This is a genomic window from Corynebacterium sp. HMSC22B11 (genome assembly GCF_001815965.1).
In the GTDB taxonomy this organism is placed as follows: domain Bacteria; phylum Actinomycetota; class Actinomycetes; order Mycobacteriales; family Mycobacteriaceae; genus Corynebacterium.
In genome coordinates, this window is sequence record NZ_KV823504.1 from 85,207 (window position 1) to 105,177 (window position 19,971).

The window sequence follows — 19,971 nt, forward strand, 5'->3', positions numbered from 1 at the left end:
CTCATCCTCATTGCCAACGGACCGGCACCATGTGCCACCCAGCTGGTCTTTTTATCTTTTCGCGCTACTTGGAGCTGGTCTTGGCTGCGCCGGCCTGCGCCTCTGCGGCCTTCTTCGGCTTCGCGTCGATGCCGGATTCCTTACGCTGCTCCGGGGTGATCTCGCTCGGTGCATCCGTCAGTGGGTCGACACCGCCGCCGGACTTCGGGAAGGCGATGACATCGCGGATGGAGTCGAAGCCGCCCAGCAGGCTGACGATTCGGTCCCAGCCGAACGCGATGCCGCCGTGCGGCGGAGCGCCGAAGGCGAAGGCGTCGAGCAGGAAGCCGAACTTCTCGCGGGCCTCCTCCTGGGAGATTCCCATGACCTGGAACACTCGTTCCTGGACGTCCCGCTGGTGGATACGAATGGAGCCGCCACCGATCTCGTTGCCGTTGCAGACGATGTCGTAGGCGTAGGCCAGCGCGGAACCCGGATCCTGGTCGAAGGAGTCCAGGAACTCCGGCTTCGGGGAGGTGAATGCGTGGTGCACGGCAGTCCATGCGGAGTTGCCAAGAGCCACATCGCCCTCTGCGCGGGCATCTGCTGCAGGCTCGAACATCGGCGCGTCAACGACCCAGGTGAAGGCCCACTTGTTGTCGTCGATGAGCCCCAGCTTCTGGGCGATCTCGCCGCGTGCCGCGCCCAACAGGCCGCGGGAAGACTTGGTGTCGCCGGCTGCGAAGAAGATGCAGTCGCCCGGCTTCGCACCGACGTGGTCGGCAATACCAGCGCGCTCTTCGTCGGTGATGTTCTTCGCGACTGGACCGGACAGCTGGCCGTCCTCGCCCACCAGGATGTAGGCCAGGCCCTTTGCACCGCGCTGCTTGGCCCACTCCTGCCAGGCGTCGAGCTGACGGCGTGGCTGGCTGGCCCCACCATCCATGACGACGGCACCAACGTACTCGTTCTGGAACACGCGGAAGGTCGTGTCCTTGAAGAACTCGGTGCACTCAGTGATCTGGATGTCGAAGCGCAGATCCGGCTTATCGGAGCCGTAGAGGCGCATCGCGTCAGCGTAGGTCATGCGCGGGAACGGGGTCTGGACCTCGTAACCGGCGGTGGACCACACCTCGGTGAGGATCTGCTCGGCCAGGGCGATGACGTCCTCCTGGTCGACGAAGCTCATCTCGACGTCCAGCTGGGTGAACTCCGGCTGGCGGTCGGCGCGGAAGTCCTCGTCCCGGTAGCAGCGGGCAATCTGGTAGTACCGCTCCATGCCGGCGACCATGAGCAGCTGCTTGAACAGCTGCGGGGACTGCGGCAGAGCGTAGAAGGTGCCTGGCTTCAGGCGTGCCGGAACCAGGAAGTCACGTGCGCCCTCCGGGGTGGAACGGGTCAGCGTCGGGGTCTCGATCTCCGTGAAATCGTGGCGCTCGAGAACCTTGCGAGCCGCAGCGTTGGCCTTGGAGCGCAAGCGGAGTGCGTCGCCCTGGGAGGCGCGGCGCAGATCCAGGTAACGGTACTTCAGGCGGGTCTCCTCGCCGACCTCGCCGGCGGAGGACGGGTCGTCGATCTGGAACGGCAGCGCGGCGGACTCGTTGAGTACCTCGAGCTCGCTGACGTTGACCTCGACGGCGCCGGACGGCAGGTTCGGGTTCTCGGAACCCTCCGGACGGGCCTCCACGCGACCGCGGACGCGGACACAGTACTCGCTGCGCAGCGCGTGGGCGCGCTCGGCGACCTCGGACTCGCGGAACACGACCTGTGCGACGCCGGAACGGTCGCGCAGGTCGATGAAGATCACGCCACCGTGGTCTCGGCGACGGCCTACCCAGCCGGTGAGGGTGACCTCCGAGTCGATGTCTCCTGGGCGAAGTTCGCCTGCTAGATGGGTTCGCAGCACGTCGCTTATCCTTCCGATGCTTTCAATCTTTGAAAAAGGTGTCGAATTCAACCCTTCAGCTTAGTCCATCAACAAGTGTGGCAAACTTTAGGGCGTGACCTTCAATCAAAATCTAGGCGACTCCTCCGGCCGCGCCCAAGGTGGCGGCAATTCCGGGGGCTCCAACTTCGGCGGCGGAAACCGTGGCGGCGGCAACTTCCTCATCAACATGTTGGTGAGTCAGGTGGGCGCTCGTTTCGGGCTGCCCGGCATCATCATCGCCGGCTTGGTGATCTTCTTCCTCAACAGCGGCGGCGGAATCCCAGGCATTGGCGGCGGCGGTGCCAACAATGTGCAGGGCCCGCAGACCGACTCGGATGCGCTCGCGCACTGCAAGACGTACGAGGACGCCAACGAGCACGACGACTGCCGCATCCAGGCCACCGCGACGGTTCTGGACGACTTCTGGGGCGAGGCGCTCCCCCAGGAGGCGAATATTGAGTACACCAAGCCGGGGCTCTTCATCGGCTCTGGTCAGTTGAACACCGCCTGCGGGGCGGCTGATGCCTCCCAGTCCGGACCGTTCTACTGCCCGGGCGATGAGACCGCCTACTTCGCGACGCCATTCTTTAAGCAGCTGCGGCAGATGGGTGGCTCCGATGGCCCGTTCGCCCAGATGTATGTTGTCGCCCACGAGTTCGGCCACCACATTCAACACCTAGAGGGCAACCTCGGTCTCTCCGATTACAACAACCCGGGTGAGGACTCCAACGCCGTGAAGATGGAGCTGCAGGCCGACTGCTACGCGGGTCTGTGGGCTAGCCAGGCGGATAAGGGGCCGGACGCCATGCTTGACCCGATCACGCAGGACCAGGTGGATCAGGCCGTGAAGACTGCCCAGTCCATCGGCGATGATGCGATCCAGAAGTCTGCCGGTCGCTCGGTCAACCCGGAGAAGTGGACTCACGGCTCCTCCCAGCAGCGCGTGGACGCATTCCTGCGCGGCTACCAGGGCGGAACAATGGCCAGCTGCGAGGCGAACTTCCGCCGCTAAGCGCCATCAGCTTGGGCGCACGCCATCGGCTAAGGCCCTCCAGTAGTGCTTCGCTCCGGGCGGCCGAAGAACCCACGGCAACGAAAACGGCACTGTGCGAGAAAGCACAGTGCCGTTCATTTTGGCCGAAAGCCCCTCGTGGTGATCCGAGGACTACGCCAGCTGCTGACGGATGTGGGTGGTCAGGTCCGCCACTGCGACGTCGTGCTGCTCCCCGAGCTGCAGGTCCTTCACTGCCACGGTGCCGGCCTCGAGCTCCTGGTCGCCGATGACGACGGCGAGTTGAGCATTCGCCCGGTTGGCTGCCTTCATCGCCCCCTTGAGCCCACGATTGCCGTAAGCCATGTCCGCAGCAACGCCCGCCGCGCGCAGCTCGTTGATCAGGCCAACCATGTGGCGTTTCGCGGCATCGCCCATCGGGATGCCAAACACGTCCACGCGGCGACCGGTCGAGGCGGTCTTGCCCTCCGCTTCGAGCGCCAGCAGGGCTCGGTCCACGCCGAGGCCGAAGCCGATGCCGGAGAGATCCTGGCCGCCGAGCTGAGCCATCAGGCCGTCGTAGCGACCGCCACCACCGATTCCGGACTGAGCCCCGAGGCCGTCGTGAACGAACTCGAAACAGGTCTTGGTGTAGTAATCCAGCCCCCGGACCATGCGCGGGTTGACCGTGTACGCCACTCCCATGTCCTCCAGCAGGCCGGTGACGGTCTCGAAGTGCTCTCGGGAGGAATCGGAGAGGTGGTCCTTCATCAGCGGCGCGTCTTGCAACATCTCCTGCATCTGCGGGCGCTTATCGTCCAGCACACGCAGCGGGTTGAGCTCCGCGCGGCGCTGGGTCTCCTCATCCAGCGGCAGCGTGGCCAGGAACTCCTGAAGCTTCGCGCGATATGCCGGGCGATCGGTGCTATCCCCCAGGCTCGTCAACTCGAGGCGGAAGCCGTCCAGCCCGATGGAGCGGAAGCAGCGGTCTGCCAGGGCGATGACCTCGGCATCCAGCGCCGGGTCGTCCACCCCGATGGCCTCCACACCGACCTGCTGGAGCTGACGGAAACGGCCGGCCTGCGGGCGCTCGTAGCGGAAAAACGGACCGTGGTAGGCAAGCTTGGCTGGCAGCTGACCCCGGTCCAGATTGTGCTGAATCACCGCACGCATCACGCCAGCGGTGCCCTCCGGGCGCAGCGTCACCGAGCGACCACCCCGGTCAGCGAAGGTATACATTTCCTTGCTCACCACATCGGTGGACTCCCCCACACCGCGGGCGAACAGCGAGGTGTCCTCGAACACGGGCAGCTCGATGTGCTCGTAACCGGCGTTGTGGGCGGCGTCGAGAAACGCGGTGCGCACCGCCAGGAATTCGCTGGACTGCGGCGGCACGTAGTCCGGAATGCCCTTCGGGGCGTGCAGCGGCTGGAACTTCTTTTCACCTGAGTTAGTCACGCCACCAGATCTTAGTGGCTGGCCCGCCGCGGGCGTAGCACTACCCCACCTCGTGCAAGAAGGGGTTGGTCTTCTTTTCCTGACCGATCGTTGTCTGCGGACCGTGACCGGGCAGGACGACGTCGTCGTCATCGAACTCGGCGGACAGGCGCTTCAGGGAGAGCGTCATATCAGCTGGGTCCGAACCAGGCAGGTCCGTCCGTCCCACGCCGCCGTTGAAGAGGACGTCCCCGCCCAGGATCAGCCCCGGCATGCGGAACATGACGGATCCGGGCGAATGCCCCGGCATGTGGTGGACGGTAAAGGTTTGACCACCGATGCTGATCTCATCGCCGAGGTTCCGGATATCCTCCGGGACCCGCATGTTCTCCGTGTCGAAGATGCGTGCAAAGTCGAGGACGTTGGTGTACATGCCCGGGTTCTCGAGCATCGAACGGTCATATTCGTGGACGTGCACGGGCACCCCGAACTCCGCGGCATCTCGCATGTGGTCGATGTGGCCATGGGTCAGCACGATCGACTCCACATAGAAGTTGTGCTCGCTCGCGGCACTGCTAATCACCTCGTGGGCTCCGTGCCCCGGATCCACCACTGTGGCGGGCCTGCGCCCCTGCTCGTCAAGTGCTGCGGATTCGTCCGCATTGATCAGCACGTAGCAATTGGTCTGGAAGGCGCCCGCTGGAAAGCCCAGCAGCTCGAAGGTGGGTGCGGGCGCCCCTGCACCGGTGTTCTCGGAGTTCTTCATGCCCCCATCGTGTCAGAAAATTGTTTTCTTAGGGCATAATGGGAAAGGTTACGCAGGCCCGCGGCCCCACAGCCAGGCTCTGCGCGAATCGTCCATGATCACGCTGAAGATGATCACGCAGGAAGAAAGGCACCGGTTCAACACGTGAGTGAGAACACTGGGCGCAAGATGCCCAACGCGCAGCGCCGCGACGAGGCGCTGGATAACCTCGACAAGGCGATTAAAGGCCGCGAGCGCAAGGCTAAGCTCGCGCCGCTCGGCGTGATGGTGACCACCGTCGTGGTCCTGGCCGCGATCGTGGGCGGCATCTACTTCGCCAGCACCTACACGGGCTCCGATGACTCGGAGGATCAGACCGAAACCCAGGCTCAGGACGAGCAGCAGTACCCGCCGCTGCCAGACGGCCCGATGAAGGCCTACCCGAAGCAGGTCAGCTGCGAGTACGAGGATGAGGGCGGCGCGGCCAAGCAGGTCGATAAGCCGGGCACCGAGAACATCCCGACCGATGGCCTGGTGAAGGTGAACCTGAAGACCACCGCCGGCGAGATTCCCATCGAGCTGGACCGCGGCACCTCCCCGTGCTCGGTGAACAGCTTCGAGTCGCTGGCCAAGCAGAACTACTTCGATAACACGGTCTGCCACCGCCACGTGAAGTCCGATCAGATGGGCATCCTGCAGTGCGGCGACCCGACCGGCAAGGGCACGGGCGGACCGGGCTACAAGTTCGGCGACGAATTCCCACTCAACGGTGTGGCCGAGGGCGAGAGCCAGTCCCCGCTGACCTACCCGCGCGGCACCCTGGCAATGGCTAACTCCGGCCCGGACACCAATGGCTCCCAGTTCTTCCTCGTCACGAAGGACACCACGCTGCCACCGGCGTACAACGTCTTCGGCAAGATCAGCGACGAGGGCCTGGCCACCCTGGACAAGATCTACGACGCCGCCCCAGAGGGCGACGGCAAGCCGGCTGATGAGGTCAAGATCGAAAAGGCCACCGTCAGCTAGATCCCTACTCCAGCTGCGCAAAGCCCGGGTACCCCGCATGGGTGCCCGGGCTTCGTCGTTGCTCCTGCCCCGACGGGGGTTGGCTGGGTCCTAGCCGCCCGTGGTGACTCGGTAGACGTCGAACACACCCTCGATGTTGCGCAGCTGCCCCATCAGGTAGCCCAGCTGCTTAGTATCGGAGACCTCGAAGGTGAAACGGATCATCGCCACCCGGTCCTCCGAGGTGCGCGAGCTCGTCGCGATGATCGGCACCTTCTGCTCGCTAACCACGCGGGTGACCTCGGAGAGCAGGCCGTTGCGGTCCAGACCCTCGATCTGGATCGTCACGAGGAACACGGCGTTCTGGAAACTCTGCGCCCAGCCCACCTCGATGATTCTTTCCTGGTCCTGGTGCAGCTTCGGAGCGTTGGTGCAGTCTGTGCGGTGCACCGAGACTCCGCCACCCTTGGTGATGAAGCCGAAGATCGCATCGCCCGGCACCGGGGTGCAGCACTTCGCCAGCTTCGCGGAGAAGTCCGCCTCCCCCTGCACGAGGATGCCGGAGCCGTCGCCACGGCCCTCCTGCGGGGTGTTCGCGATCCGGCTCGCCGGGTGGACGGGAACCTCGTTGGGCAGCATCGGGGGCGCATCGTCCTCGCCAGCGAGCTGGTCCATAAGCTGGTTGACGACGTGCCCGGCGGTGACCTCGTGGCGGCCGATGGCAGCGTACAGGGCGTCGACGTCGTCGTACCCCAGGTCGGCTGCCAGGGCACGGACTGACTCGGGGGTGAACAGGCGCTGGACCGGCACGCCATTACGCTGCACCTCCGCGGCGAGCGCGTCACGTCCGACCTCGACAGCCTCACCGCGGCGCTCCTTGGCAAACCACTGCTTGATGCGGGCCCTGGCTCGGGGCACAACGACGAAGTTCAGCCAGTCCTTGCTGGGGCCCGCCGACTGGTCCTTGGAGGTAAAGATCTCTACCTTGTCGCCGGTCTGCAGCTTGCTTTCCAGCGCAACCAAACGTCCATTGACCTTCGCACCGATGCAGCGGTGCCCGACCTCGGTGTGGACGGAGTAGGCGAAGTCCACGGGGGTTGCTCCAGCTGGCAGCGTGATGGCGTCGCCCTTGGGGGTGAACACAAAGATCTCGTCGGTGGAGAGGTCGTAGCGCAGCGAATCCAGGAACTCATTCGGATCCGCAGCCTCCTTCTGCCAGTCCAACAGTTGGCGCATCCACGCCATCTGGTCCAGGTCCTCGCTGGTTCCACTGTGGGTGCCGCGGGTCTCCTTGTAGCGCCAGTGCGCGGCAATGCCGTATTCGGCGTTGCGGTGCATCTCCAGAGTGCGGATCTGGATCTCCAGCGGCTTCGCGTCCGGGCCAAGCACGGTGGTGTGCAGGGACTTGTAGACGCCGAAACGCGGCGAGCTGATGTAGTCCTTAAAACGGCCGGGCATGGGCTGGTACAAGGCGTGGACCGCGCCAACGGCGGCGTAGCAGTCGCGGACGGTTTCCACCAGGATTCGGATTCCCACCAGGTCGAAAATCTCGTCAAAGTCGCGGCCGCGGACGATCATCTTCTGGTAGATCGACCAGTAGTGCTTCGGCCTGCCCACGACCTCGGCGTTGATGCCGGTGTCCTGCATCGCGGACTCGATTTCATCCTTGACGCGGGCGATGTACTGGTCGCGCTTGGGGGCTCGGTCCGCGACGATGCGGACGATCTCCTCGTACTTGCGCGGATACAGGATCGCAAAGGCGAGGTCCTCCAGCTCCCACTTGACGGTCGCCATCCCCAGCCGGTGCGCCAGTGGTGCGATGACCTCCAGCGTTTCGCGAGCCTTCTTCGCCTGCTTCTCCGGCGGCAAGAAGCGCATGGTCCGCATGTTGTGCAGCCGGTCGCAGACCTTGATGACCAGCACGCGGGGGTCGTGCGACATCGCCACGATCATCTTTCGGACGGTCTCGGCCTCCGCTGCGGAACCGAGCGCCACCTTGTCCAGCTTGGTGACACCGTCCACGAGGCGCGCAACCTCCTCGCCGAAATCAGCGGTGAGCTCCTCGAGTGAATAGTCGGTGTCCTCGACGGTGTCGTGCAGGAGTGCTGCCACCAGCGTGGTGGTGTCCATGCCGATCTCCGCAGCGATGGTCGCCACGGCGAGCGGGTGGGTAATGTACGGCTCGCCCGACTTGCGCATCACGCCGTCGTGAAGTCGCTCCGCGGTGTCATACGCCCGGTTGAGAACCTCGAGGTTCGCCTTCGGATGGAACTTCCGGTGCACCACGATGAGTGGTGCCAGCACAGGGTTCACCTTCGGGCGGGCGGTCCCCGTCAGGGTGCGCGCGATGCGCGCCGCCATCCACAGCGAACCCTTTTCGTTACTCATGATCGGTTCCTACGACATACAACGGGATATCAGGGAAGCGCTGTCGACCGTCCAGCGCTTGTACCTCAAGTACTACCCCAAGGCCACAGACCGTCGCACCAGCTTTGTCAAGCAAGCTGCGAGCGGCCTGGAGGGTGCCCCCGGTCGCCAGGACGTCGTCGAGCAGCAGTACCCGGCGGCCCCGCAGGTCCAGGCCGTCGGCTGGGATCTCGAGCGTGGCGGTGCCGTACTCCAACAGGTAGTTGGCCTGGTGAACCGGCGGCGGTAGTTTTCCACCCTTGCGCACCGCGAGGATGCCGAGACCCAGCTCGTAAGCCACGGCGCTGCCAAGCAAGAAGCCACGCGCGTCGAGCCCTGCGATCAGGTCGGGTTTCATCTCTCGAGCAGCATCAGCCAAGGAGCAAACGACAGCGCGGAAGGACTCCGCGTCGGCCAGAGCCGGCGTGAGATCCTCGAAAACGATGCCCTCGACGGGGAAGCCCGGAACAATCCGAATGTGATCAGCGAGCAGCTTTTGGGCGTACTTCTGGCGTTCGATCGCGCTCGGGTCGGAGAGGGTGAACTCTGATGCCTGGGTCATGGTTTTCGACTAATCCTTTAAGACTTCTTGGTGGGGGTGTTCGTGGGGCTGGTGGTTTCGGGGATGTGGTCTAGCTCGACCCACCGGTCCATGTTCCAGCTGAGCCCCACATTGCCCGGGTTATCCACCACGTTATCCACGTTTTTCAGGGTTGCGATGGCCCGTGGCTCGGTGGTCAGCGGAATCGTCCACATCGCTTGCTGCAGTTCCTTCTCCGCGCGGAGGATCTCCGGCAGCAGCGATGACTGGTTGGCTTTGCTGATCCCGTTGCGTCCGAACCCGCTCAGGGTCGACAGGAGCGCGTCGTAGTCCTCCCCCAAGGTTCCATAGTTCGCGGCGGTCAGCGGCACCGCTTCTACGGTGATCCCGGCCTCCGCGCAGCTGTTCTTGATGCTCTCAACCTGCTTGGCGTACCGCTGACGCTCCTTCAGATAGCCGATGCGCACGGTAGCTCCCTCGAGAGTCCCTTTCGCCGCCGGGATATCCCGGTTCATGTGGGCCCCGGAAAGTGCGCGCAAGCGGGGGTGCGTCGGCGCAGATGGTTGCACAACACGCAAACCGGTGGCTGTCACACGGTTGCGGGAAAACTCCGACACGGTCTTCACGAGGGCCTTGCGGTCGATACAGGCGCTGAAGGCGTGCCGGGCGCCTTCGTCGGCGAAGATTCCGGTGTCGGTGAGGCTGAGGGTGTCTAAACGGTCGCTGGGCTGGCGGCTAATCGAGAACTTCTCGGACGCGATGCCGGCGGCGGCGAAATCCGTCTTTACGGGTGCATCGAGCACCGAAATCTGGTGGTCCTCGGCGAGCTTCGGTAGGTCTGCTTCCGGGCCCCACACGTAGATCGGCACCTGCGCGGGGCTATCCCCCGCCCATTCCGGGTTCTCCCGGAGCACCAACTGGCCTTGCTCCCCCTTCTCAGCGATTCGGTATGGGCCGAATGTCGGGACTGAGGCGGGGTCCGTCTTGGCGATATCGAAGAGTTCTTGCCAGGCCTTGCCGAGGCGAGCCAGGTCCTCCTCTACCCCAGATTCGGTGGCTGCGGTGACTGATTCCACCTCGGCCCTCTTGGTGACGCTGTGGGCAGGAAGTACGGTTCCCGCGCTGAAAAGTTCGCGGTACCGCTGGCCGAACCCCGGTTTGAACACCACCCGGAAGCGGTCGGCCCCCGGGGCGCAGTAGAGTTCGGCGACCTGGTGATAGATCGGCAAATCGGAGGCGAAAAGATCGGCACGCTCGCTGGCCAGTTTTGTCAGCTGGAAGTCATCACACACGACCTTGTGCCCATCGGAGTACTTTGCCTTCGGGTTGATCTTGTAGTCGACGACTTCCTGGTGCTTCTCGCTCGGTGTGACCTCGACCAGGTCCCGGTTGGGCAGCATTTGGCCCTCCGGTCCAGCGAGGAAGGCACCTGGGTACAGGCGCGCGGAAAGCTTCGCCGCGTCAGTGGCCACGCCGACAGCCGAACCGGCGTTGGTGGTGACCGGGGTGGTTGGAAGCTGGTAGCCGAACTGTGGTTCGGCGCGGCCCAACCCGCCGCCATCGCTAGAGCAGCCGGCCAGCAAGGCACCTACGGCGAGGGCCGCTACTCCCACACGGAATCCGCGATGCTTGAACACTTCACACCTCCTTGAGCGTCCGCTGGGATTCACCACCATGCGAACGCTCCCCAGGGCCTCCCCCGAGTCTTTGAGCTTTCGCCAGCTACATTCCAGGTCGCCAGGATACCCCGCTGGTATCCGGGCCCGTGGCATCCGGTTGCTGATCACGCCGGGTCCGAAGCCCAGCGTTCGGGCTCACGACGGTGCGGGTTCCCGCACAGGGCGCATCCTCGGCGTCGTCAACCGGTTCTTCGCCAGCAGCGGCCCGTTCGCGCGCCTTGCGAACCTGCTCGTCGTGCTCTTGGTACTTCTTCTGGCGCATTTTCAGGCTCACCAGCATGGGGGCAGCGAAGAAGATGGAGTTGAAGGTACCGCAGATCACACCGAGGAACTGCACGAGCGCGAGGTCCTTGAGGGTGCCCACGCCCATGAGCCACACGGCGATAACGAGCAGCGCGGCGATCGGCACCAGCGAGAAAATGGAGGTGTTGATGGAGCGCATCACCGTCTGGTTGATCGCGAGGTTGACCTGCTCCCCATATGTCGCGCGGTTCGAGTCAAATAGTCCCGCAGTGTTCTCCTGCACCTTGTCGAACACGACGACGGTGTCATAGAGCGAGTAGGCCAGGATCGTCAGCAGGCCGATAACCGTCGCCGGCGAGACGTCGAGTCCCAGGAGGGCGTACAACCCCGAGACGATGGTGAGGTCGATGAGCACACCGATGATCGCGGAGATCGCCATATCGCGCTCCATACGCAGCCCGATGTAGGCGAAGACGGCGAGCACGAACACGCCGAGTGCGAGCAGCATGCGCTCGGTGATGGACGAGCCCCAGGACTCGGAAACCGTGGAGTCATTCACGGCGTCCTCGGAGGGCTGCCCCTGAGCATTCACGGGCTTGAACTCTTCGAAGAGGGCAGTCCGGGCCTGGCGGATCTGCTCTTCGCTGAGCCGCTGGGAGTTGATCTCGATGACCCGAGAGTCTCCCGAACCGACGGTCTGAACCGCATTGGGCTCAACGCCCGTGGCCTCGGTGAAAACGCGCTCAACGTCATCCTGCTGAACGCTTGCGGTCGGCGGCATGCTGATACGCGTACCGCCCTCGAAATCGATGCCGAGGTTAAAGCCCCGGAAGCCGATTGTCGCGATGCACACGACGAAGATGGCAATAAGAATCTGGTACGAGAGGCGCCGCTTCGCCACGAATGGGAAGTTGCCGGTGCCGTTGTACATCTGGCTCAACCAGGAGCCCTTGTCCTGTTCCTTCTGCTGCGCAGTGTTCACGCTGCTCATGGCGGTGTCCGTGCTGCTCATCGGGTCTCCTCCTCGGTCGAGCTGCTCTCTGTGGAGCCACTCGAGGTTTTAATGTCCGCCGTAGCGGCAGCGAACTGTGGTCGGGTCGGCGAGTAGCCACGGGACTCCGCAAGGCGGAATGCCGGGCCCAGACCGTTGACCTTGCGGTTGGCGCTGAAAGGCTTGCGGGACAACATGATCGTCAGAGGCGCGGTCAGCAGGAAGGCGACCAGGACGTCGACGATGGTAGTGAGCCCCAACGTGAACGCGAAGCCCTTGACGTCGCCGATGGCGAGGAAGTAAAGGATCACCGCTGCAATGAGGGACACGAAGTTACCGGTGACGATCGTCCCGCGAGCCCGATCCCACGCGCGAGGCACGGCGGAACGGAAGGTCGAGCCACCGAGGATCTCGTCCTTGATGCGCTCGAAGTAGACCACGAAGGAGTCAGCGGTGGTGCCGATACCGATGATCAGACCAGCAATGCCGGCCAGGTCCAGGCTGTAACCGATCCAGCGACCCAGCAGAACGAGGAGACCGAAGACCGTCGCCACGCTGGCCACCAGCGAGACGATCGCGATCACGCCGAGTCCGCGGTAGTACCAGAGTGCGTACAGGGCGGCGAGCACGAGCCCCACGAGCCCGGCGATCAACCCAGCGCGCAGGGAAGCCTCGCCCATGGTTGGCGAGATCGTCGTCGCGGTGCCACCCGGCTCGCCGTTCTCGCCGACGAAGCTCAGCGGCAGCGCACCGTAGCGCAGGTTGTTGGCGAGGTCTTGGGCTTCCTTCTCGGTGAACTGGCCCGTGATCTGGGAAACCTCGCCTGGCGGGGTTGCGCCCTGAATTTGCGGGGCGGAGATGACCTGGGAGTCCAGGGTGATGGCGACCTGCTGGTTCATCATGTCCTGGCCGAGCTTGTACCAGGTCTCGCCACCCGGGGTGTCCTTGCCGGTCTTGAAACGGAACGTGATGGCCATCTGTGCGGACTGGGCGTCGAAACCACCGGTGATGGTGGAATTCGTATCGATCATGTCACCGGTCAGGCGGCGGGGCTTGTCCTTGTTCTCATCTCCAATCAGCACCGGGGCAGGCCCCAGCACCATCGGTCCCTGCGGCGAACAGGTCACCAGCGGCTTGGCAGGATCGTCGGCACCAGAGAGCGGATCCGGTCCGGAGCAGTCGAGCAGACCTGCTGCTGCGGATTGCGTGTCCGGGTCCTCGGACTGGCGGTCCTTCAGCAGGATCTGAACCTGCGTGTCCCGGCGCTTTTGCTCCTCGACGGAGTTCTTCGGCTCCGCTGGTTCCTTGGCGGTCACCGTCAGCTTGTCCGGGAGCCCCGGAGCGTTCTGTTCCTTCATGGCCTTGAGGAGATCGTTCATCTTCTCCTGAGTGGCCTTCTTCTCCACGATGCCCGCCTCAACCCACCGGTTGGCCATGTCCTTGTAGACCTCTGCGAACTTCGGGGTCGTCGGCTGTGGCTGGGAGTTCGGGCGGAACAGCAGCTGGGAGGTCTGCCCCAGGGCACGAGCCTCACTGGCGTCCTCGCCCGGGACTGTGATCACGAGGTTATCGCCGTCGGTGACGACCTCGGCGCCGGAAACACCCATGCCGTTGACGCGGGACTCCAGGATGCGGCGTGCCTGCTGCAGCTGGTCGGTGGTCGGGCGTTCGCCCTGCGGGGCGAGGGTAACTCGCGTGCCGCCCTGCAGGTCGATGCCGAGTTTTGGCGTAGCGGACTTATCGCCGGTGGTGAAGACAAGTCCGTAAACGGCGAGGAAAATAACGAAGAAGACGAGCAGCGAGCGCTTCAACCACTTCTTTTGCGTGGGCTTCTGCTGCCGAGTTCGCGCTGTGGCCACAGTTGGGCTCCTGAGCTGTTAATCGGGATTAAATGAAAAGCTGGGAAAATATCTTAGTGCCTGCTGGAGACACAAAACATCTGGCATCCGGATTCCTGTCTCCGGTCACCAGATGTCCAAGTCCGGGTGGGGTCTGCGTGCGCGTCCAGCGGGTCGCGCACCGCCACCAATTAGTTGCGGGACTCGCCGCCGGCGTTGGTACCACCGTCGACGTCGAAATCCGTGTTCTGGACGTCACCGTCCACCGTCTCGGCCGGGCTATCCGGACGGTTGCTCAGCTGCTCTTCCTGCTGCGAGCCAGGTTCCACGGAGGTCACGGCCTGCAGGACGGCGGCGCGGTCCCAGGTGGTCACCACCGCGGGGCTGATCTCCAGGTCAATCGAGGTGTCACCCACATGCGCCACACGGCCCTGGATGCCCGAGGTCATCTGGACGACCATGCCCGGCTGGAGGGAATCCTGGAATTCGCGGATCTGCTTCATGCGCTGGTTCTGCTTGCGGATCTGCAGCAGCGGCAAGGCGATGAACACGACAACGATCAGGATGAGTATTAAAGAATTCATAGTTTTTAGTGTCTCACATTCTTAGGTTTTTGCACGTAGCCACTACCGTTCCCGCCTCGGGGCCTCGCCGCCCGGGTCCTCGACGCTCTAGGCGTCGCGCTAGGCGCGCGCCCGGCGGCGGTCCGCTCCAAGCGGCGCTAAATGCCAGGTGCGTTCTCCGGTGGTTCCAAACCGACGTGTCGCCATGCTGCCGCGGTAGCAACCCTCCCCCGCGGCGTGCGGGCCACCATGCCTGCGCGCACGAGGAATGGCTCGCAGACCTCCTCGACCGTCGAGGGCTCCTCCCCAACCGCCAGCGCAAGCGTGTTCACTCCCACCGGTCCGCCGCCGTGGCCACGCACCAGCGCCTCCAACACCCCGTTGTCGAGACGGTCGAGCCCCATCTCGTCGACGTCGAAGACCACGAGCGCCTGCCGGGCAATGTCCACGGTGATCTGGCCGTCGGCCTGCACGTCGGCATAATCCCGCACGCGGCGGAGTAGCCGGTTGGCGATACGCGGCGTGCCCCGCGAGCGGGAGGCGATTTCGGTGGCAGCGTCGTGATCGATTTCTACGCCGAGGATGCCGGCGGCGCGGGAGACCACCCGGGTGAGCTCGGGAGTGTCGTAGAACTCCATCTGAGCGGTGAAACCGAAGCGGTCACGGAGCGGGCCCGTGAGCATGCCCGCCCGAGTCGTCGCGCCAACAAGGGTGAATGGGGCAATCTCGATGGGGATCGACGTTGCTCCGGGCCCCTTACCGACGATGACGTCGATGCGGAAGTCCTCCATCGCCATGTAGAGCATCTCTTCGGCGGGGCGCGCCATTCGGTGGATCTCGTCGATGAAGAGCACGTCGCCCTCCATGAGGTTCGACAACATGGCAGCCAGGTCCCCTGCCCGCTCGAGTGCCGGGCCCGAGGTCATGCGCAGTGAGGAACCGAGCTCCTGGGCGATGATCATCGCCATCGTCGTCTTACCTAGCCCCGGCGGGCCCGCAAGGAGCACGTGGTCGGGCGCAACACCACGGCTGCGGGCACCGCCAAGCACGAGCTCAAGCTGCTGGCGCACCTTCGGCTGGCCGATGAACTCCGTCAGGCTCTTCGGGCGCAGCGAGCTATCGAACTCGGTATCCCCGGGGATCTGTGCACCGGAGAGCTCGCTATTCGGCGCTTGCCCGGCAGGCTGATTGCCGGGCTCAGGGCGCGGAGTAGGCAGCGACGAACCCGGCAATTCGAATTCGGTGCGTTCGATGTCTGACATTGGTGCGTCCTTTGCCTACGTGGTCTGCTGCTGTGAATCCTAGGTGTTGTGTGGCCCGCGCGCGATTAACGCTTGTGGCCACTCAACCGCTGCAGGGCCTCACGCAGCACTGCCGAAGGGTCGGCAGTTCCGTTCTGCTCCTCAAGAATCTTCTTCACAGCCGTAGCAGCCTTGGATTCGGTGAAGCCGAGGCCGACGAGCGCCTCCACGACCTGCGACTGCAACGCCGTGTCGGTGCCGTTCGCTGCGATATCTCCAAGGGTTGCCTGGTCGCTCGTAGCTTCCGGAGCCGGAAACTTGCCCTTGAGATCCACGGCCATTCGCTCGGCCAGCCGCTTGCCCACCCCAGGAGCCTGCTGCAGGGTCTTGATATCCCCCTCCTCGACAGCCCGAGCGATGTCCGCGGGCTGCAGCACGCTCATCACCCCCATAGCGAGGCGCGCGCCCACGCCAGAGACCTTCTGCAGGATCCCGAAAGTCTCGCGCTGTTCGGGGGTCGAAAAAGCATAGAGCGTATGCGCATCGTCCCGCACCACGAGGCTGGTGAGGACGAAAGCCGGCTCGCCGCGATGCAACGTAGCGAGGGTATCGCCGGTGGCGAGGCAGCGGTATCCCACCCCGGCGCATTCGATCACTACATAATCCAGACCCTTATCGATCACGTCGCCGCGCAGCGAGGAAATCATGTCGAACTCATCATCCTTCTGTTGTGTTTTCTACCCCAGGCGCCTCAGGCGCGCAGGAATTGATTCATCGGTCCCCGCCAGCAGTGGCAGACCGCCAGTGCGAGCGCATCGGCGGCATCCGCGGGCTTGGGGGCCTCTGAGAGCCCCAGAATGCGGGTGATCATCTTGGTCATCTGAGCCTTATCGGCCCGGCCATTGCCGCTGATCGCTTTCTTCACCTCGCTCGGCGTGTAGCTCTCCACGGCCAATCCGTGCTCCGCCGCGGCGAGCATCAACACCCCGGAGGCATGAGCCGTATTCATGACTGTCGAGACGTTTGAGCGTTCGAAAACCCGCTCGATCGCGACCACGTCCGGGGAGTAATCAGCGATCCACTCACTCACGGCGCGGTATAGCCGCTGGAGTCGCTGCTCCAGCGGGACATGGGACTCGGTGCGAACCACTCCGACAGCGACGGGGAACACTGCGCGGCCTTGGCCGGCTTGCACGACGGAGAGCCCACAGCGGGTCAGACCAGGGTCGATTCCCATGACGCGCTTGCCCACCATCGATTCGGTCCGCCGAAATCCAGTGGGCGACCCCCACCCTCCCGGCGACCGGGAGGCGCGGCCGAGGGCACCCTGATCCGACTCTCCGGGTGCCCCATCCGGCACTGCATTAGACCTCGCACTCATGATAGATACCGAATATAGCACACATGATCGAAATCAACGTCGGCTCGTAGCAACCCGTCATGCGGCCGGGCAGCCAACCCAGCCCAATGGGCGGGTAGGCACGTACCGCCCCGTAGGTAGGCCGATTAGTCCTCGGCGAGTTCGGCCGCAACCTCGTCGGAGACGGACATGTTGGTGTAGATCTCCTGAACATCGTCGACGTCGTCGAGAGCATCGATGAGGTTAGCGACCTTGCGGGCCAACTCCGCGTCCGCAGGAACCTCCAGATTCGAGCGGTACACCTGCTCGACGGAGTCGTACTCGATCTCCGCTTCCTTCAGTGCCTCGCGGACGGCCATGAGGTCCGAGATATCGCAGAGCACCTCGAACTGCTCGCCGTGGTCCTTGACTTCCTCGGCACCGGCATCAAGGACAGCCAGCAGCAGGTCGTCCTCGGTCAGCTCCCCCTTGTCGAGAAGGGCCTGCCCCTTGCGCTCGAACTGGTAGGACACGGAGCCGGCGTCCGCCATGTTGCCACCGTTCTTCGTCATCGCGGTGCGGACGTCGGTGGCCGCACGGTTGCGGTTATCGGTCAGGCACTCAATGAGCATCGCGACCCCGCCCGGGCCGTAGCCCTCATACATGATGGTCTCCCAGTCGGAGCCACCAGCTTCCTCGCCGGAGCCACGCTTGCGGGCACGCTCGATGTTGTCATTGGGAACAGAGGACTTCTTGGCCTTGGTGATGGCGTCCTGGAGCGTCGGGTTGGCGTCGGGGTCGCCGCCACCCATGCGCGCCGCAACCTCAATATTCTTTACCAGTCGGGCGAATTCCTTGCCACGCTTGGCGTCGATTGCTGCCTTCTTACGCTTCGTGGTCTCCCACTTTGAATGGCCTGCCATCGTCCTCTTCCTACTAGCCGAATAATTCCTTTAAACTGCGGTGCAGTTTTTCGCGTTTACCAGCTTACTACGCGCCTCCGGCGGGTTTTCTTTAGAACCACTGGTCCGCGCGTCCCAAGAAGGCCTTAACACGTTCCTCGTCGTGGGTAGTTGTTCGGGAAGGTGCGTTTCTTGGACGCAAAAACCGCCGTGCTGCTCGGCACGGCGGTTCTGCTGCTGCATCGAAGCTGCAACCCCACGTGGTAAAGGTGCGGGGTCGAGTGTTACTTCCCTTCGAAGCTCTTGAGTGGGACAGCCGGGCGGTCGCCCACGATCTTTCGGGTCAGCCCCTCCTGGGTCACGACGGCGACCAATTCCCCGGCCTGGTTGAAGATGCGGCCGTGGGTAATGGCACGCCCCGCGTGCGCCGATGGGCTGACCTGGTCGTAGAGCAGCCATTCATCGGCACGGAACGGTCGCAGGAACCACATCGCGTGGTCGAGTGAGGCCTCCTGGTACTGCTCGCCCCGGTGTGGGACAAGAGCGGAGGACAACAGAGTCATGTCAGACATATAGGCCAGCGTGCACACGTGGAAAGTCTCGTCGTCCGGGAGCTTGGCCTTCGACTTGAACCAAACAACCTGCTGGGAGGCCGCATACTTATTCGGCTCGAAGTCCCCTTCCGGGACGACCCGCAAATCCCACTCGCGCCACTCATCAAACAGCGCCTTGCGCACCGGAGGCAGCTCGTCGCGGTTGACCACGACCTCCTCCGGCGGTACCACCCGGCGCATCTCGTCGGAGTGTTCCGGCCCCTCGTCCGTACGGACGTGGAAGCTGGCCTGCATGATGAAGATCGGCTTGCCGTGCTGAACCGCCTTCACCTGGCGGGAACAGAATGACCTGCCATCCCGGATGCGTTCCACGATGTACAGCGTTGGTTCTTCAGAACGCCCGGGGGCGACGAAATATCCGTGCAGGGAATGCACCTGGTACTCCGCGCCCACGGTTCGGGTCGCAGCGACCAGGCATTGAGCAGCCACCTGCCCGCCGAACGTTCGGCTCAACGTCGAGGGAATCACGCGTCCCCGGAAGATATCCCCGTCGATCTTCTCAAGGTCAAGAACGTCGAGGATGCGGGGCCGGGCGGCGGACGAGGAGGCAACCATGGGGAATCACCAGCCGCGCTCTGCGAGGCGGTGGGACACCGGCAGCTCGTCGACGTTGATGCCGACCATGGCCTCACCCAGGCCGCGGGAGACGTCCGCGATGACCTTCGGGTCCTGGTAGTTCTGCGTTGCCTTGACGATGGCTGCGGCGCGCTGAGCAGGGTTGCCGGACTTGAAGATGCCCGAGCCGACGAACACGCCCTCAGCACCGAGGTGCATCATCATCGCCGCGTCGGCCGGGGTGGCGATACCACCGGCGGTAAACAGGGTGACTGGGAGCTTGCCGTTACGCGCAACCTCAACGACGAGCTCGTACGGTGCGGCCAGTTCCTTGGCGGCGACGTAGAGCTCATCCTCGGCCATGTTGCTCAGGCGGTTGATCTCCGCGCGGATGGTGCGCATGTGGGTCACCGCGTTGGACACATCGCCGGTGCCGGCCTCACCCTTGGAGCGGATCATGGCTGCACCTTCGTTGATGCGGCGCAGGGCCTCGCCCAGGTTGGTGGCGCCACAGACGAACGGGGTCTCGAAGTCGAACTTGTCGATGTGGTTCTTGTAGTCGGCCGGGCTCAGCACCTCGGACTCGTCGATGAAGTCCACGCCGAGTGCTTCGAGAACCTCTGCCTCGACGAAGTGGCCGATGCGGGCCTTGGCCATGACCGGGATCTCGACGGCGTCGATGATGCCAGCAATCATGTCCGGGTCGGACATGCGGGACACGCCGCCCTGTGCGCGGATGTCAGCCGGAACGCGCTCCAGTGCCATAACGGCGGAGGCTCCTGCGTCCTCGGCGATCTTGGCCTGTTCCGGGGTGACGACGTCCATGATGACGCCACCCTTCAGCTGGTCGGCAAAACCGCGCTTGACGCGCGCGGAACCGGTGGTGATGGACGCGTCCGCCGCAGCGGTCTTGGATGCCTTGCTCACGTAGTTATTCCCGTCTCTTCGTGGCTGGGCGTGTTCGCGCTTCCTCGC

Annotated in this window: 17 protein-coding genes; 2 read left to right on the forward strand and 15 right to left on the reverse strand. The window is 64.1% G+C overall.

From position 1 onward, the window contains the following. Positions 1-64 precede the first annotated feature (64 nt). Positions 65-1,885 carry an aspartate--tRNA ligase gene (gene aspS, locus HMPREF3088_RS06460; RefSeq protein WP_070758959.1) on the reverse strand — a complete coding sequence of 607 codons (1,821 nt, stop codon included), beginning with the start codon at positions 1,883-1,885 and terminating at the stop codon, positions 65-67. Between the two features lie 94 nt (positions 1,886-1,979). Here aspS and HMPREF3088_RS06465 point away from each other — a divergent pair, with 94 nt between their 5' ends. Then, entirely contained in the window at positions 1,980-2,918 is a 939-nt protein-coding gene (locus tag HMPREF3088_RS06465) for a KPN_02809 family neutral zinc metallopeptidase (protein ID WP_070758960.1), read from the forward strand. Between the two features lie 153 nt (positions 2,919-3,071). Here HMPREF3088_RS06465 and hisS read toward each other — a convergent pair whose 3' ends face one another. Together hisS and HMPREF3088_RS06475 are read right to left on the reverse strand one after the other, a co-directional pair. Continuing rightward, entirely contained in the window at positions 3,072-4,355 is a 1,284-nt protein-coding gene (hisS, locus tag HMPREF3088_RS06470; protein ID WP_070758961.1) for a histidine--tRNA ligase, read from the reverse strand. Positions 4,356-4,395: 40 nt separating this feature from the next. After that, entirely contained in the window at positions 4,396-5,100 is a 705-nt protein-coding gene (locus tag HMPREF3088_RS06475) for an MBL fold metallo-hydrolase (RefSeq protein WP_070758962.1), read from the reverse strand. A 144-nt stretch (positions 5,101-5,244) separates the two neighbouring features. Between HMPREF3088_RS06475 and HMPREF3088_RS06480 the strand changes: the two genes are divergently transcribed. After that, complete coding sequence (locus tag HMPREF3088_RS06480) at positions 5,245-6,105, forward strand: peptidylprolyl isomerase (protein ID WP_070758963.1); 861 nt, start codon at positions 5,245-5,247, stop codon at positions 6,103-6,105. A 90-nt stretch (positions 6,106-6,195) separates the two neighbouring features. Here the strand turns inward: HMPREF3088_RS06480 and HMPREF3088_RS06485 are convergent, their stop codons facing one another. From HMPREF3088_RS06485 to pdxS, 12 genes are all read right to left on the reverse strand, one after another. Further along, on the reverse strand, positions 6,196-8,472 hold the full coding sequence (locus HMPREF3088_RS06485; protein ID WP_070758964.1) for a RelA/SpoT family protein: 2,277 nt from the start codon (positions 8,470-8,472) through the stop codon (positions 6,196-6,198). After that, the gene (locus HMPREF3088_RS06490) at positions 8,465-9,052 is read right to left on the reverse strand and encodes an adenine phosphoribosyltransferase (RefSeq protein WP_070758965.1); all 588 of its coding nucleotides are present in this window, start codon (positions 9,050-9,052) and stop codon (positions 8,465-8,467) included. The genes HMPREF3088_RS06485 and HMPREF3088_RS06490 overlap by 8 nt, the downstream gene beginning before the upstream one ends. A 17-nt stretch (positions 9,053-9,069) precedes the next feature. Further along, positions 9,070-10,668, reverse strand: a complete 1,599-nt coding sequence (locus HMPREF3088_RS06495) for an ABC transporter substrate-binding protein (protein ID WP_210401499.1) — start codon at positions 10,666-10,668, stop codon at positions 9,070-9,072. An 85-nt stretch (positions 10,669-10,753) separates the two neighbouring features. After that, positions 10,754-11,965 carry a protein translocase subunit SecF gene (gene secF / locus HMPREF3088_RS06500; RefSeq protein WP_070758966.1) on the reverse strand — a complete coding sequence of 404 codons (1,212 nt, stop codon included), beginning with the start codon at positions 11,963-11,965 and terminating at the stop codon, positions 10,754-10,756. Further along, on the reverse strand, positions 11,962-13,803 hold the full coding sequence (gene secD / locus HMPREF3088_RS06505) for a protein translocase subunit SecD (protein WP_070758967.1): 1,842 nt from the start codon (positions 13,801-13,803) through the stop codon (positions 11,962-11,964). Before secD ends, secF begins: the two co-directional genes overlap by 4 nt. Positions 13,804-13,973: 170 nt before the next feature. Next, positions 13,974-14,366 (reverse strand): preprotein translocase subunit YajC, encoded by a 393-nt coding sequence (gene yajC, locus HMPREF3088_RS06510; RefSeq protein WP_070758968.1) that lies wholly within the window; start codon positions 14,364-14,366, stop codon positions 13,974-13,976. 137 nt (positions 14,367-14,503) lie between these two features. Next, entirely contained in the window at positions 14,504-15,607 is a 1,104-nt protein-coding gene (ruvB, locus tag HMPREF3088_RS06515) for a Holliday junction branch migration DNA helicase RuvB (RefSeq protein WP_070758969.1), read from the reverse strand. A gap of 65 nt (positions 15,608-15,672) precedes the next feature. Further along, a complete protein-coding gene (ruvA, locus tag HMPREF3088_RS06520; protein ID WP_070758970.1) occupies positions 15,673-16,293 on the reverse strand; it encodes a Holliday junction branch migration protein RuvA in 621 nt (206 codons plus the stop codon). A 44-nt stretch (positions 16,294-16,337) separates the two neighbouring features. Beyond that, positions 16,338-16,841 carry a crossover junction endodeoxyribonuclease RuvC gene (gene ruvC / locus HMPREF3088_RS06525; RefSeq protein ID WP_187440911.1) on the reverse strand — a complete coding sequence of 168 codons (504 nt, stop codon included), beginning with the start codon at positions 16,839-16,841 and terminating at the stop codon, positions 16,338-16,340. Positions 16,842-17,092: 251 nt separating this feature from the next. Beyond that, positions 17,093-17,848, reverse strand: coding sequence for a YebC/PmpR family DNA-binding transcriptional regulator (locus HMPREF3088_RS06530; protein WP_070758972.1), 756 nt, complete (start codon positions 17,846-17,848; stop codon positions 17,093-17,095). Between the two features lie 263 nt (positions 17,849-18,111). After that, on the reverse strand, positions 18,112-18,996 hold the full coding sequence (locus tag HMPREF3088_RS06535) for an acyl-CoA thioesterase (protein WP_210401500.1): 885 nt from the start codon (positions 18,994-18,996) through the stop codon (positions 18,112-18,114). A gap of 6 nt (positions 18,997-19,002) precedes the next feature. Next, positions 19,003-19,923: a pyridoxal 5'-phosphate synthase lyase subunit PdxS gene (pdxS, locus tag HMPREF3088_RS06540; protein WP_070758973.1), complete on the reverse strand. Its 921-nt coding sequence runs from the start codon at positions 19,921-19,923 to the stop codon at positions 19,003-19,005. Positions 19,924-19,971 lie beyond the last annotated feature (48 nt).